We start from the raw sequence: 13,506 nt of genomic DNA, 5'->3' as shown, positions 1-13,506 counted from the left end.
GCCTCTGACGATGGAATGAAAAATAAAAACGGCCGCGAACACGCGGTTCGCGGCCGTTCGTCACGCTGCTGACGGCTGTTGTCAGGGTTGCTGACAGTTCAACTGCCGGCCGTCACGTCAGGTGCGGCGTGGTTCAGCGCAGCCCGTCGATCAGCTTTTCGAGCTTCACCGCATCGGCGGCGAACACGCGGATGCCTTCGGACAGCTTTTCGGTCGCCATCGCTTCGTCGTTCACCTGGAAGCGGAACGATGCCTCGTCGATCGCGACGCGCTCGGTCGGCTTGTCCTGCAGCGCGTCAGGCGACAGCTTGCGCGCCACCGTGTCGGTGCTGTCGTGCAGCTTCTGCAGCAAATCGGGGCTGATCGTCAGCAGGTCGCAGCCCGCGAGCTCGGTGATCTGGCTCGTCGTGCGGAAGCTCGCGCCCATCACTTCGGTGTTGTAGCCGAACGTCTTGTAGTAGGTGTAGATGCGGCGCACCGACTGCACGCCCGGATCGTTCGCACCGCCGTTCTTCGCTTCATCCCAGTCGGCGCCGGCCTGCTTCTTGTACCAGTCGTAGATGCGGCCGACGAACGGCGAGATCAGTTGCGCGCCGGCTTCCGCGCACGCGGCGGCCTGCACGAGCGAGAAAAGCAGGGTCATGTTGCACTTGATCCCTTCCTTCTGCAGCACCTCGGCCGCGCGAACGCCTTCCCACGTCGATGCGAGCTTGATCAGGATGCGCTCGCGGCCGACGCCGGCGGCTTCGTACAGTGCGATGAGTTCGCGACCCTTGTCGATCGAGCGCTGCGTGTCGAACGACAGGCGCGCATCGACCTCGGTCGACACGCGGCCCGGAATCAGCTTCAGGATCTCGGTGCCGAATGCGATCAGCAGGCGGTCGATGATGAAATCGGTGCTTTCGTTGCGATGATCGCGGACGGTTTTCTCTAGGATCGGCTTGTACGCGTCTTTCTGGACGGCCTTCAGGATCAGCGACGGGTTCGTGGTCGCATCCTGCGGCTTGTATTGCGCAAGCTGCTGGAAATCGCCTGTGTCGGCGACGACGGTCGTGTACTGCTTCAGCTGGTCGAGTGCGGTAGTCATGGCGATTCGGAAGAAGGGCGCGGCGCGCCGGGTTCTCACGGGCCGCGCGAGCGCGGCGGCGAAGCGAGGCGGCGCCCGGCGCCGCCTTCGATCCATCATTTTAGGCCCGATTCGTGTCGGGCACGTTTTGGCGGGTCCGGCGCCTGCCGTGGCGGGCGTCGCGCCGCATCACGCGGGGCGCCGCGCGTTCAGGATCACCTGCGTGACGATCCCCGCGACGAGGCCCCAGAACGCCGAGCCGATCGACAACAGCGTCAGACCCGACGCGGTGACCATGAACGTGACGAGCGCGGCTTCGCGCTGCTTCACGTCCTGCATCGCGTTCGCGAGCCCGCTCATGATCGAGCCGAACAGCGCGAGCGCGGCGACCGACACGACGAGCGCCTTCGGCAGTGCCGCGAACAGCGCGGCGATCGTCGCGCCGAAGATCCCGGCGATCAGGTAGAACGTGCCGCACCACACGGCGGCCGTGTAGCGCTTCGCGTGATCCTCGTGCGCTTCGGGGCCCGTGCAGATCGCCGCGGTGATCGCCGCGAGGTTCACGCCGTGCGAGCCGAACGGCGCGAGCAGCAGCGACGCGAGGCCGGTGGACGCGATCAGCGGCGACGACGGGGTCGAATAGCCGTCCGCGCGCAGCACCGCGATGCCCGGCACGTTCTGCGACGCCATCGCGACGACGAACAGCGGAATGCCGATGCTGACGATCGACGCGATCGAGAACGCGGGCATCGTGAACACGGGTTGCGCGAGCGCGATGTGGAAGCGGCTGAAGTCGAGCAGGCCGAGGCCACCGGCCGCCACGGTGCCGACGAGCAGCGTCGTGACGATCGCGTAGCGCGGCGCGAGCCGCTTGACGATCAGGTAGGTGAAGAACATCGCGAGCACGAGCGCGGTCTGGAACTGCGCGGCGCGGAAGATCTCGATGCCGATCTCGAACAGGATGCCCGCGAGCAGGGCGGCAGCGATGCCGGCCGGAATGCGCCGCATCAGCGTGTCGAACAGCCCGCTCAGGCCGACCGCGGTCAGCAGCAGTGCGCACACGACGAACGCGCCGATCGCCTCGGGATACGGTACGCCGGGCAGCGACGCGATCAGCAGCGCGGCGCCGGGCGTCGACCACGCGACCACGACGGGCGCGCGAAAGCGCAGCGACAGGCCGATCGTCGTCAGCGCCATGCCGATCGACAGCGCCCAGATCCACGACGAGATCTGCGCGTCGGTCAGGTGCGCGGCGCGGCCGGCCTGGAACATCAGCACGAGCGAGCTCGTGTAGCCCGTCATCATCGCGACGAAGCCGGCGACGAGCGCCGAGACGGACGTATCGGTGAAAAAGCGGCGGCCGCCGGCGCGGCCAGCGCTCGCGGTGGGCGAAGGGTTCATGCTATCTCCGGGGGAGGCCGCCTGGACGCGGCCTTCGTGTCTGCAGGGTGGGTTCGTTACTTGCTGAGTGCGCGCATCGCGGTTTCGAGGCCCGCGAGCGTGAGCGGGTACATGCGCTGACCGAGCACGTCGCGAATGATCGAGACCGATTGCCGGTATTCCCATAGCCGCTCGGGCTCCGGGTTCAGCCATGCATGGTGGGGGAACTGGTCGGCGAGGCGGCGCAGCCAGACGGCGCCGGCTTCCGGATTGTTGTATTCGACCGAGCCGCCGGGCTGCAGCACCTCGTACGGGCTCATTGTCGCGTCGCCGACGAAGATCAGCTTGTAGTCGGGCGTGAACTTGTGCAGCACGTCCCACGTCGCGGTGCGCTCCGCGTGGCGGCGGCGGTTGTTCTTCCACAGGTGGTCGTACACGCAGTTGTGGAAGTAGTAGAACTCCAGGTGCTTGAACTCGGCCTTCGCGGCCGAGAACAGCTCCTCGGTGCGCTTGATGTGGTCGTCCATCGAGCCGCCGACGTCGAGCAGCATCAGCACCTTCACGTTGTTGTGGCGCTCGGGCACCATCCGCAGGTCGAGCCAGCCGGCGTTCGCGGCCGTGCTGCGGATCGTGCCGGGCAGGTCGAGCTCCTCGGCCGCGCCTTCGCGCGCGAAGCGGCGCAGGCGCCGCAGCGCGACCTTGATGTTGCGCGTGCCGATCTCGACGGAATCGTCGTAGTCGCGATAGGCGCGCGCTTCCCACACCTTGACCGCGGTGCGGTTGCCGTTCGACGGGCCGCCGATGCGCATGCCTTCTGGGTTGTAGCCGCCGTGCCCGAACGGCGACGTGCCGCCGGTGCCGATCCACTTGTTGCCGCCTTCGTGGCGTTCCTTCTGCTCGTCGAGCAGTTCCTTCAGGCGCTCCATCAGCTTGTCGAGGCCGCCCATCGCTTCGATCTGCGCCTTTTCCTCCGGCGACAGCTCGCGCTGGAGGCGTTTCTCGAGCCAGTCGAGCGGAACGTCGAACGCGTCGGAAGGCAGGGCGGACACACCGTGGAAATACGCGCCGAACGCCTGGTCGAACTTGTCGAAGTACTGCTCGTCCTTGACGAGAGTCATCCGCGCGAGGAAGTAGAACGCGTCGATCGACGGCGAGATCAGCCCGGCCTTCAGCGATTCGAGCAGCGTCAGGTATTCCTTCACCGAGACGGGCAGCTTGGCTGCGCGCAGCGCGTAGAAGAAATTGAGCAGCATGGCCGGGCCTTCGCGGGTGGGTTACCGGTTGTGCCGGTTCATGTAGACGAGCCGCTCGAGCAGGCTCAGGTCCTGCTCGTTCTTCAGCAGCGCGCCCGCGAGCGGCGGCACGATCTGCTTCGCGTCGACGCCGCGCAGCGCGTCGGCCGGGATGTTCTCGGCGAGCAGCAGCTTCAGCCAGTCGAGCAGCTCGGACGTCGACGGCTTCTTCTTCAGCCCCGACACGGCGCGCAGCTCGAAGAAGCTCTCGAGCGCCGCGCGCAGCAGTTCCTCGCGGATGTCCGGGAAGTGGACCGCGACGATCTGCTGCATCGTCGACGGATCGGGAAACTGGATGTAGTGGAAGAAGCAGCGGCGCAGGAATGCGTCGGGCAACTCCTTCTCGTTGTTCGACGTGATGATCACGAGCGGGCGGTGCTTCGCGCGCACGGTCTCGCGCGTCTCGTACACGTGGAATTCCATCCGGTCGAGCTCGCGCAGCAGGTCGTTCGGGAATTCGATGTCGGCCTTGTCGATCTCGTCGATCAGCAGCACGCTCGGGCGCTCGGCGTCGAACGCCTGCCACAGCACGCCCTTCACGATGTAGTTCGCGATGTCCTTCACGCGCGCGTCGCCGAGCTGCGAGTCGCGCAGCCGCGACACCGCGTCGTATTCGTACAGGCCCTGCTGCGCCTTCGTCGTCGACTTGATGTGCCACTGCAACAGCGGCATGTCGAGCGCGGCCGCCACTTCCTCGGCGAGCATGGTCTTGCCGGTGCCGGGCTCGCCCTTGATCAGCAGCGGGCGCTGCAGCGTCAGCGCGGCATTGACCGCGAGCTTCAGGTCGTCGGTGGCGACGTAGTGCGAGGATCCTTCGAAACGCATGGCGGCGCTCTTTCCTGGTCGCAAAAAAACCCAGTATAAGTCAGAAGGGCTGTCCGGTTGGGCCGGGGCCGCGTATCGTTGCGGGGCTGCGGCGGGGCGGACCGGGGCGCCGTATGGACGCATTCCCCGCCGACGCGGTACAATCTGGCCGTTTTTTTTGGCCTGCGTGGCGACCGACAAGCAAAACGGCGCGGGCCGTTGCCGCTTCGGCGCCAGTTTCCCCTCAAGCTAGGTTACAAGAGCTATGAACAAATTCGTCGGCAAACACGTCGTTGTCGCAGCGCTCGTGGCGCTCGCGGGCAGCGCGCAGGCGGCCGGTGTGGTCGGCAACCCGAAGGACGGGGCAAGCAAGGCCGCCATGTGTATCGGTTGCCACGGCATCCAGGATTACCGCGCGGCGTATCCGGAGGTCTACCGGGTGCCCGTCCTCGGCGGCCAGAACCAGCAATACCTCGAGAACGCGCTGAAGGCCTACCGCAAGAAAGATCGTCACTTCCCGTCGATGAACGCGATCGCCGGTTCGCTGACGGACCAGGACATCGCGGATCTGGCGGCTTACTACGCCGTCCAGAAGGCCGACACGAAGGACAATCCCTACAAGTAAAGCGCGCGCCGCCGATCTGACCGGCGGGACAGGAGCATTCATGAACAACGCATTCAAGACGGCGGCGGTTGCACTGGCGGCCGGCCTCGCGATCGGTACCGCGCATGCGGCGGACACCACGAAGGGCAAGGAGCTGGTCGAGTCGCACAACTGCGCGGCCTGCCACGGCGCGCAGCTGAACAAGCCGATCAACGCAGAATATCCGCGCCTCGCGGGCCAGCACGCCGACTACCTCGTGTGGGCGATGCGCCAGTACCAGATGGGGCTGACGAACCCGCTGCTCGGTCGCAACAACGCGATCATGCAGGCGCAGGTGCAGAACCTGTCGGTCAGCGACATGAAGGACATCGCGGCCTACATCGAGTCGCTGAAAGAGACGGATCTCGTCTTCAAGAAGTAAGCGCGCCGGACCTTGCCGGTCCGTGCAGCCGGAATACCCCGCCGCGGCGGGGTATTTTTTTGTCCGCGGCGCTCAGTCGCGCGACGCGCGGCGCAGGATGCGCTGCAGGTACGCGTCCGTATCGGGCGGCGTGCCGGTGCGCTGCGCTTCCCAGATCGTCTCGCCGAGGCACTCCATGATCATGTGCTGCGCCTCGTGGGTCGAGTCGAGCTTCGCGGCCAGCTTGTCGTGCGCGGCGCGAATGCCGGGCGGCTGGTCGATCGACAGCTGCTCGCTGATCGCGAGGTGCATCGACAGATGCAGGAACGGGTTCGTGCGGCCTTCCTCCGGCGTGTAGTTGCGCGCGGCGGCGCCGTCGGCGTCCGCGAGGTCGTCGTGGTATTCCGGATGCTCGACGATCCAGTCGGCTGCCATCGCTTCCAGCGGCGTCAGGATCTCGCCGGCGCGCTGCTTGCGCCAGGTCTCGGTGAAAAAGCGACGGACTTCGTCGCGACTCGGATTGAACATGGTGGGGAAACGTCGTGATTCGGGCGGCGTCATGCCGCGTCGCGCATTGTACGCCGGGTCGGCGTGCGGCGCTGGCCGCCGCGCAACGGGTAAGCGCGGGCTAGGCTGCCGGCCGCCGCGCCGCTACACTCCGACGATTCCCGTCGTCGCGCTCGCACCACTCCATCATGTCCGCCACCGTCCGCTCATCGTCCGCCGCGCTACAGGGCGCGCTCTATGTCGCGTTGTCCGCCGCCGCGTTCGGCGCGATGGCGATCTTCGGCCGCTATGCGTATGCGGCCGGCGTCGACGTGCTCGGGCTGCTGATCGTGCGCTTCGCGATCGGCGGTGCGATCCTTGCCGCGATCGCGCGGCACCGCCGCGTCGCATGGCCGCGCGGCCGCACGCTCGCGCCGCTCGTGGCGATGGGGGCGCTCGGCTATGTCGGGCAGTCGTTCTGCTATTTCAGTGCGCTCCAGCATGCGCAGGCGAGCCTCGTCGCCTTGCTGCTGTACCTGTATCCGGCCTTTGTCACGCTGCTGGCCGCATGGTGGCTCGGCGAGCGCCTCACGCGCGCGAAGGCGGTCGCGCTCGTGCTTTGCGTCGCGGGCTCCGCGCTGATGGTCGGCGGCGGCCACGGCGAGCCGCTCGGCATCGCGCTCGCGCTGGCCGCCGCGGTGATCTATTCGCTGTACATCGTCGGCGGCACGAAGGCGACGCGCGGCGTCGATCCGCTCGCGACGACCGCCATCATCTGCCTGTCGGCGACCGCGACGCTCGTCGCGATCGCGATCGTGCGGACCGCGGCGTTCGGCGCGCCGCCGCGCTGGCCGGCGACGGCTGCCGGCTGGGCGTCGATGCTCGCGATCGCCTTGGTGTCGACGGTCGCCGCGATGCTCGCGTTCTTCGCCGGGCTCGAGCGGCTGGGGGCCGCGCGCACGTCGATGCTGTCGACGCTCGAGCCGGTCGTGACGGTCGCGCTCGCGGCGCTGCTGTTCGGCGAGGCGCTGTCGCCGTTGCAGTGGATCGGCGGCGTCGCGATCCTCGCGGCCGTGCTCGCGCTCGTGCGCGCGGGCGGCGCGGCGGCCGACGACGCGACGGCGACGTCCAACGCATAGCAGGGCAGGGACAAGCCGCGGGCGCCGCAATGGCGTCCGCTGGTCGTGCCGCGCGCTGCCCTCGGCACGAGCGGCACGAGCGGCCGCGTGCAGGGCGTCAGCCGCGGCTGACGCTCACTCGTTCGGCGGCGGCGTCTTCGGCCGGAATTCGCACAGCGGCTCGATCACGCAGTGCCAGCATTCGGGCTTGCGCGCCTTGCACACATAGCGTCCGTGCAGGATCAGCCAGTGATGCGCGTCCTGCAGGAATTCCTTCGGCGTGAACTTCTCGAGCGCGGCCTCCACGGCCCGCACGTCCTTGCCCGGCGCGAGCCCCGTGCGGTTCGCGACGCGGAAGATGTGCGTGTCGACCGCGATCGTCGGCTGGCCGAACGCGGTGTTCAGCACGACGTTCGCGGTCTTGCGGCCGACGCCCGGCAGGCTCTCGAGCGCTTCGCCATCGGCCGGCACCTCGCCGTCGTAGCGCTCGAGCAGGATGTTGCACGTCGCGATCACGTTCTTCGCCTTGGTGCGGTACAGGCCGATCGTCTTGATGTAGTCGGCGACACCTTCTTCACCGAGCGCGACGATTTGTCGCGGGGTGTTCGCGACCGGGAACATCTTGCGCATCGCCTTGTTGACCGACACGTCGGTCGCCTGCGCGGACAGCATCACCGCGATCAGCAACTCGAACGGCGTCGTGTATTCGAGCTCGGTGGTCGGATGCGGATTGAGGCTTTGCAGCGTTTCGTAGATCGCGCGTCGTTTCGTGGCGTTCATGGACGGTTCTTGTCGGGCGGCGCGGACGGGCCGTTCCGGTCGTCGTGGTTCGGATCGTCGCGGGTGTCGCCGGCGGCCTCGGCGTCGCGCTGCGCCTGCTGTTCGGCGAGCCGCTTGCGGCGGGCTTCGGCCGCGTCGATCTGCGCCTGCACGGCCGCGCTCACGCCTTCGGTGTTCTTCGGCCCGGCGCCTTGCCCGGACAGTTCTTCCTTCTTCTTGCGTGCGCGTTCGAGCGCGGCGGCGATGATCGCGCGCTTCTTCGCGTCGGCGTCGTCGGCTGGTGCCGCGCCCGGTGCGCCCGGCTGTTCCGCGGCCGGCGCAGCCTTGGCCGCGCCGGCGCCGGCGCTGGCCGCGCGGCGGGCGGCGGCGCGCGCCTCGGCGGCCTCGCGTTCGCGACGCTGGCGCGCGAGCCGGCGGTCGTGGCGCTCGCGCGCGGCGTCCGCCTGTTCCTGCGACCACGCGTCCCAGCCGGTGCGCTCGTCGGTCACGGGGACCATCGCGATGCAGTCGACCGGGCAGGGCGGTACGCACAGGTCGCAGCCCGTGCACAGCGATTCGACGATCGTGTGCATCTGTTTCGGTGCGCCGATGATCGCGTCGACCGGGCACGCCTGCATGCACAGCGTGCAGCCGATGCACAGGCTTTCGTCGATGAACGCGACGGCGCGCGGATGCTCGGCGCCGTTGACGGGATTCAGCGGGATCACGGGCTTGCCGAGCAGGCGCGCGAGGCGTGCGATGCCTTCGGCGCCGCCGGGCGGGCACTGGTTGTAGTTCGCGTCGCCGGCGGCGATCGCTTCGGCGTACGGACGGCAGCCGTTATAGCCGCACTTCGTGCATTGCGTCTGGGGAAGCAGATCTTCGATGCGATCCGCGAGGGTCTTGGAATCGGTCACGGTGACAACGGGCGCAGCAGCGCCGAATGGCTCTCGGCCGCGTCTGGCGCGGCCGGAAAGGTTTGCCAAACCTTGATTATCGCCGATTTCCCGCATTGCGCTGGACGCTGTCTGTGCGCATAATCGAACCGCTTTTTTGCAGGGGCTCAGCAGGAGGGCGGCCGCATGCGGCGCGCTCGTTCCAGGGCAGCCGGCGCCGAGGCGGTGGGGGTGCCGGTCCGGATCAGGATCACGCGGCTCACATAGCAAAACGCCACCATGAATCAGCCAAAAATCAAAAGAGATCCTGAAGGTACACGCCGCCGCATCCTGATGGCGGCAGCCGAAGAGTTCGCGGGTGGAGGGCTGTTCGGCGCACGCGTCGACCAGATCGCGCGCCGGGCCGAGACCAACGAGCGCATGCTCTATTACTACTTCGGCAGCAAGGAGCAGCTGTTTACGGCCGTGCTCGAACACGCGTTCTCCGCGCTGACCGAGGCCGAGCGCGTGCTCGATCTGGATGGCGTCGCGCCCGTCGAGGCCGTCACGCGGCTCGCGCATTTCGTGTGGGACTACTACCGCGATCATCCCGAGCTGCTGCGGCTCATCAACAACGAGAACCTGCACGAAGCGCGCTACCTGCACAAGTCGACGCGGATCCGCGAGATGATGTCGCCGATCGTCGCGAAGCTCGGCAACGTGCTGATGCGCGGCCAGAAGGCCGGGCTGTTCCGCAGCGACGTCGATCCGCTGCGCTTCTACGTGACGCTGTCGGGGCTCGGCTATTACATCGTGTCGAACCGCTTCACGCTCGCCGCGACGCTCGGCCGCGACTTCAGCGAAGCCGACGAGCGCGCGGAGATGGTCAGGATGAACACCGAGTTGCTGCTCGCGTATCTGCTGCGGCGCTGAGTCGACGAACCGTCGAACCGACGCGCCGATGAACCGACGCGCCGATGAATCGATGAGTCGCCGCGAGCGCGACCGCCGGATAAAAAAACGCCGCCGTGCGCAAGCAACGGCGGCGTTTTTGCGTCGGGACGCGGTGCGTCAGGCGGCCTTGCGCGCCCGCGCGGGCTTGGCGCGCGTGCTGCCTGCGCGTTTCGCGGCAGGGGCGGCCTTCGCGACGGCCGTCCTGGCGGGTGCGACCGTCACGGCCGGCGCTTTCGGGCGCGTGCGTTTCGCGGCGGTGGCGCGCGCCGTCGTTTCAGGCTGCGGCGTGGCGGCCGGCACGGCGCCGATCGTGGTCGCGTCCTGTGCATCGGGAGGCAACTTCGTCGTGCCGTTCTTCGGTTCCGGCGCATGCTCGCGGATGAAGTCGCGCAACTGCGGATAGATGATCGTGCGCCAGCGGCGGCCCGAGAAGATCCCGTAGTGACCGCACTTCTCGGCGGTCAGGCTGCGGCGGTCGTCCTGCGGGATGCCCGTGCACAGCTCGTGCGCGACGTGCGTCTGGCCGCTGCCCGAGATGTCGTCGAGTTCACCCTCGATCGTCATCAGCGCGGTGTGCTTGATGTCCTGCGGACGCACGCGCTCGCCTTCGACATCCCACGTGCCTTCCGCGAGCCGGAATTCCTGGAACACGACGCGGATCGTCTCGAGGTAGTACTCGGCCGCCATGTCGAGCACCGCGTTGTACTCGTCGTAGAAGCGGCGGTGCGCCTCGGCGTCGTCCTCGTCGCCGCGCAGCAGGCTCTGGTAGAAGTCCCAGTGCGATTGCGCGTGACGTTCCGGGTTCATCGCGACGAAGCCCGTGTGCTGCAGGAAGCCCGGATACACGTGGCGGCCTTCGCCCGGATAGTTCGCGGGCACCGTGTGGATCACGTTGTTCTCGAACCACGCGGTCGAGTGCTGCGTCGCGAGCGAGTTCACCGACGTCGGGCTGCGGCGCGCGTCGATCGGGCCGCCCATCATCGTCATCGTGAGCGGCGTGTCCTCGCCGCGGCTCGCCATCAGCGAGATTGCCGCGAGCACCGGCACGGTCGGCTGGCACACGGAGATCACGTGCAGGTTGCGTGCGCCGATGTGGCGGATGAATTCCTGGATGTACGCGATGTAGTCGTGCAGGTGGAACGGGCCGACCTCGACCGGCACCATCCGCGCATCGATCCAGTCGGTGATGTACACCTTGTGATCCTGCAGCAGCGTGCGCACGGTGTCGCGCAGCAGCGTCGAGTGGTGGCCCGACAGCGGCGCGCAGACCAGCACGACCGGCTCGTCCTTCAGCTGCGTGACGGCATCGGCGTCGTCCGAATAGCGCTTGAAACGCAGCAGCCGGCAGAACGGCTTCTCGATGATCGTCTGCTCGACGATCGGGATGTTGTGGCCGTCCTTGACGATCTGGTGAATGTTGAATTCGGGCTTCTCGTAATCCTTGCCGAGCCGGTACATCAGTTCGTACGCGGCGGCCATCCGCGGCGCGCCGGGCATCAGCGAGAACGGGCTGGACGGATTGGCGAACGACTTGGAGGCGGCCTGGGCCCAGGCCGTGAGCGGGCTCAGCATCGCCCGCTGGAATTCGTGCAGTTGGTAAAGCATGCAGACTACTCCCGCTTGGGGGACGGTGCGCAGGGGCGTGTGGCGTCGCGGCGTGCCGTGTGGGTCAGCGACCGGCCATGTTGCAGTGCGGCCGGACAATCGAGTCGATCATATCGGACAACGATCAATGTTGCAATGCAACATTTTTCCGATTTTTCATCAAACGTTTGCGAATTGACGATCTCTGAAGAAGCCGCTCCACCCCCGGTCAGCGCCCCGTCGCCACGGCCGGTGCCGGCTGGCCGGCCGCGCGCGCCATCGCCTCTTCGTGGTGCATCAGGTTCATCGCGGTATGCACGAGCGCCACGTGCGAGAACGCCTGCGGGAAATTGCCGACGAGCCGGCCATCGACCGGATCGTATTCCTCGGCGAGCAGCCCGAGGTCGTTCGACAGCGCGAGCAGCCGGCTGAACAGCCGATGCGCGTCGTCGATCCGGCCGAGCAGCGCGTAGTTGTCGACCAGCCAGAAGCTGCACGCGAGGAACGTGCCTTCGCCCGGCGGCAGGCCGTCGTCGTACTCGGTAGTGCGGTAGCGCATCACGAGGCCGTCGTGCAGCAATTCCCGCTCGATCGCGTCGACCGTGCCGACGATGCGCGGGTCTTCCGGCGGCAGGAAGCCGAGCAGCGGCAGCAGCAGCACGCTCGCGTCGAGCTCGTCGCTGCCGTAGCTCTGGGCAAACGCCTGTTTGCCTTCATGCCATGCGTTGTCGCACACGTCCGCGTGGATCCGGTCGCGCAGCGCGCGCCAGCGGTCGAGCGACGCGGGCAGCCGGAACATCTCCGCCGACTTGATCGCGCGGTCGAACGCGACCCACGCCATCACCTTCGAGAACGTGAAGTGGCGGCGGCCGCCGCGCGTTTCCCAGATGCCCTCGTCGGGTTCCCGCCAGATCTTCTCGAGATGGTCGAGCAGCGAGCACTGGACGGACCACACCGTGTCGTCGGCCTGCAGGCCGCCCACGCGCGCGAGGTGCAGCGCGGCCATCACTTCGCCGAACACGTCGAGCTGGAGCTGGTTCGCGGCGCCGTTGCCGACGCGCACCGGTTTCGAATCCTGGTAGCCGGGCAGCCAGTCGAGCTCCATTTCCGGCAGCCGGCGCTCGCCCGCGATCCCGTACATGATCTGGATCTGCTCGGGCGAGCCGGCCATCACGCGGCCGAGCCACGTGCGCCACGCGCGCGCCTCGTCGTAATAGCCGCCGCGCATCAGCGCGAGCAGCGTGATCGTCGCGTCGCGCAGCCAGCAGTAGCGGTAGTCCCAGTTGCGGTTGCCGCCGATCTTCTCGGGCAGCGACGTGGTCGGCGCCGCGACGATGCCGCCGGTCGGCTCGTACGCGAGCGCCTTCAGCGTGATCAGCGAACGGCGCACGGCGGCCGCGTAGCGGCCCTGCACCTGGCAGCGGCCCGACCATTCGAGCCAGTAGTTCTCGGTGCGCGCGAGCATCGATAGCGGATCGCGCGCGGGCGGCAGCCGCAGGTGCGACGCCGCATAGCTGAGCGAAAACGGCACACGTTCGTCGGCGCTCACCGTGAATTCCGCGAGCGTATGGAGGTTCTTGCCGGTGAGCGGCACCGGCGTGCGCAGCACGACGGTATCGGGGCCGGCGATCGCCTTCATGCCGTCCTCGCGCGTCAGCTGCGTGACCCACGGGATCGAGAAACCGTAGTCGAAGCGCAACACCAGTTCCATGCGCATCTTCATCGTGCCGTGGCGGCCGACGACGATCCGCACCAGTTCGGACCAGCCGTTGCCGGGCGGCATGAAGTCGATCACGGTGACCGCGCCGTCGGCGCTTTCGTAGTCGGTTTCGAGGATCAGCGTGTCGCCGCGATAGCGGCGCGTCGTGTGCGTGATCGCGGCGTCGGCGGCCGGCGCGAGCAGCCAGCGGCCGTGCTCGGGCGTGCCGACCAGCGCCGCGAAACAGGCGCCCGAATCGAAGCGGGGCCAGCACAGCCAGTCGACGGAGCCGTCTTTCGAGATCAGCGCGGCGGTGTGGCCGTCGCCGACGAGGGCGTAGTCTTCGATCAGGGCGGGCATGGGCAAGCGGTCCTTGGATATTCGAGTTCACGATGCAGGGCTGCGGCGCCCGGGCTTCACGCGCCGGCGTCGCGCCCCGTATACTCGCCCGGGCGGCGGAGCGCATGAACGGCCGGCGTTTCGTC

The 13,506-nt window shown here is 67.7% G+C and carries 13 protein-coding genes; 4 read left to right on the top strand and 9 right to left on the bottom strand.

The genetic code is table 11. The features are described from left to right. Positions 1–133: 133 nt before the first annotated feature. The 4 genes from tal to U5A56_RS09150 form a co-directional block, all read right to left on the bottom strand. Entirely contained in the window at positions 134–1,087 is a 954-nt protein-coding gene (tal, locus tag U5A56_RS09165) for a transaldolase (protein WP_321921948.1), read from the bottom strand. A gap of 168 nt (positions 1,088–1,255) precedes the next feature. Continuing rightward, complete coding sequence (locus tag U5A56_RS09160) at positions 1,256–2,467, bottom strand: benzoate/H(+) symporter BenE family transporter (protein ID WP_044846441.1); 1,212 nt, start codon at positions 2,465–2,467, stop codon at positions 1,256–1,258. A 56-nt stretch (positions 2,468–2,523) separates the two neighbouring features. Beyond that, positions 2,524–3,699 (bottom strand): vWA domain-containing protein, encoded by a 1,176-nt coding sequence (locus U5A56_RS09155; protein WP_044846442.1) that lies wholly within the window; start codon positions 3,697–3,699, stop codon positions 2,524–2,526. Positions 3,700–3,720: 21 nt separating this feature from the next. After that, positions 3,721–4,563 (bottom strand): AAA family ATPase, encoded by an 843-nt coding sequence (locus tag U5A56_RS09150; protein ID WP_044846443.1) that lies wholly within the window; start codon positions 4,561–4,563, stop codon positions 3,721–3,723. Between the two features lie 244 nt (positions 4,564–4,807). Between U5A56_RS09150 and U5A56_RS09145 the strand changes: the two genes are divergently transcribed. Both U5A56_RS09145 and U5A56_RS09140 read left to right on the top strand, forming a co-directional pair. After that, positions 4,808–5,167 (top strand): c-type cytochrome, encoded by a 360-nt coding sequence (locus U5A56_RS09145; RefSeq protein ID WP_011352793.1) that lies wholly within the window; start codon positions 4,808–4,810, stop codon positions 5,165–5,167. A gap of 40 nt (positions 5,168–5,207) precedes the next feature. Continuing rightward, complete coding sequence (locus U5A56_RS09140) at positions 5,208–5,567, top strand: c-type cytochrome (RefSeq protein WP_011885615.1); 360 nt, start codon at positions 5,208–5,210, stop codon at positions 5,565–5,567. 72 nt (positions 5,568–5,639) lie between these two features. Here U5A56_RS09140 and U5A56_RS09135 read toward each other — a convergent pair whose 3' ends face one another. After that, positions 5,640–6,107: a DUF1841 family protein gene (locus U5A56_RS09135; RefSeq protein ID WP_374692714.1), complete on the bottom strand. Its 468-nt coding sequence runs from the start codon at positions 6,105–6,107 to the stop codon at positions 5,640–5,642. Between the two features lie 134 nt (positions 6,108–6,241). Between U5A56_RS09135 and U5A56_RS09130 the strand changes: the two genes are divergently transcribed. After that, complete coding sequence (locus U5A56_RS09130; RefSeq protein WP_321811018.1) at positions 6,242–7,171, top strand: DMT family transporter; 930 nt, start codon at positions 6,242–6,244, stop codon at positions 7,169–7,171. Between the two features lie 114 nt (positions 7,172–7,285). Here the strand turns inward: U5A56_RS09130 and nth are convergent, their stop codons facing one another. Both nth and rsxB read right to left on the bottom strand, forming a co-directional pair. Continuing rightward, the gene (gene nth, locus U5A56_RS09125; protein ID WP_321921945.1) at positions 7,286–7,930 is read right to left on the bottom strand and encodes an endonuclease III; all 645 of its coding nucleotides are present in this window, start codon (positions 7,928–7,930) and stop codon (positions 7,286–7,288) included. Beyond that, positions 7,927–8,922, bottom strand: coding sequence for an electron transport complex subunit RsxB (rsxB, locus tag U5A56_RS09120; RefSeq protein ID WP_124521603.1), 996 nt, complete (start codon positions 8,920–8,922; stop codon positions 7,927–7,929). The genes nth and rsxB overlap by 4 nt, the downstream gene beginning before the upstream one ends. Before the next feature lie 162 nt (positions 8,923–9,084). Between rsxB and U5A56_RS09115 the strand changes: the two genes are divergently transcribed. Beyond that, complete coding sequence (locus U5A56_RS09115) at positions 9,085–9,717, top strand: TetR family transcriptional regulator (protein WP_044849194.1); 633 nt, start codon at positions 9,085–9,087, stop codon at positions 9,715–9,717. A 138-nt stretch (positions 9,718–9,855) separates the two neighbouring features. Here U5A56_RS09115 and U5A56_RS09110 read toward each other — a convergent pair whose 3' ends face one another. Further along, complete coding sequence (locus tag U5A56_RS09110; RefSeq protein WP_124571307.1) at positions 9,856–11,343, bottom strand: polyhydroxyalkanoate depolymerase; 1,488 nt, start codon at positions 11,341–11,343, stop codon at positions 9,856–9,858. A gap of 208 nt (positions 11,344–11,551) precedes the next feature. Then, positions 11,552–13,381: a glycoside hydrolase family 15 protein gene (locus U5A56_RS09105; protein WP_044849192.1), complete on the bottom strand. Its 1,830-nt coding sequence runs from the start codon at positions 13,379–13,381 to the stop codon at positions 11,552–11,554. Positions 13,382–13,506 lie beyond the last annotated feature (125 nt).

This window comes from Burkholderia sp. BCC1998, assembly GCF_905339875.1.
Lineage (GTDB): Bacteria > Pseudomonadota > Gammaproteobacteria > Burkholderiales > Burkholderiaceae > Burkholderia.
This window is presented reverse-complemented; position numbering and strand designations above follow the sequence as displayed.

What these genes read in the sequence shown, in the direction of transcription:
- U5A56_RS09130 (WP_321811018.1), top strand. Translation starts at nt 6,242, where the DNA reads ATGTCCGCCACCGTCCGCTCATCGTCCGCCGCGCTACAGGGCGCGCTC.
- U5A56_RS09150 (WP_044846443.1), bottom strand. Translation starts at nt 4,563, where the DNA reads ATGCGTTTCGAAGGATCCTCGCACTACGTCGCCACCGACGACCTGAAG.
- U5A56_RS09105 (WP_044849192.1), bottom strand. Translation starts at nt 13,381, where the DNA reads ATGCCCGCCCTGATCGAAGACTACGCCCTCGTCGGCGACGGCCACACC.
- U5A56_RS09160 (WP_044846441.1), bottom strand. Translation starts at nt 2,467, where the DNA reads ATGAACCCTTCGCCCACCGCGAGCGCTGGCCGCGCCGGCGGCCGCCGC.
- rsxB (WP_124521603.1), bottom strand. Translation starts at nt 8,922, where the DNA reads ATGCGGGAAATCGGCGATAATCAAGGTTTGGCAAACCTTTCCGGCCGC.
- U5A56_RS09110 (WP_124571307.1), bottom strand. Translation starts at nt 11,343, where the DNA reads ATGCTTTACCAACTGCACGAATTCCAGCGGGCGATGCTGAGCCCGCTC.
- U5A56_RS09140 (WP_011885615.1), top strand. Translation starts at nt 5,208, where the DNA reads ATGAACAACGCATTCAAGACGGCGGCGGTTGCACTGGCGGCCGGCCTC.
- U5A56_RS09115 (WP_044849194.1), top strand. Translation starts at nt 9,085, where the DNA reads ATGAATCAGCCAAAAATCAAAAGAGATCCTGAAGGTACACGCCGCCGC.
- U5A56_RS09155 (WP_044846442.1), bottom strand. Translation starts at nt 3,699, where the DNA reads ATGCTGCTCAATTTCTTCTACGCGCTGCGCGCAGCCAAGCTGCCCGTC.
- U5A56_RS09135 (WP_374692714.1), bottom strand. Translation starts at nt 6,107, where the DNA reads ATGACGCCGCCCGAATCACGACGTTTCCCCACCATGTTCAATCCGAGT.
- U5A56_RS09145 (WP_011352793.1), top strand. Translation starts at nt 4,808, where the DNA reads ATGAACAAATTCGTCGGCAAACACGTCGTTGTCGCAGCGCTCGTGGCG.
- tal (WP_321921948.1), bottom strand. Translation starts at nt 1,087, where the DNA reads ATGACTACCGCACTCGACCAGCTGAAGCAGTACACGACCGTCGTCGCC.
- nth (WP_321921945.1), bottom strand. Translation starts at nt 7,930, where the DNA reads ATGAACGCCACGAAACGACGCGCGATCTACGAAACGCTGCAAAGCCTC.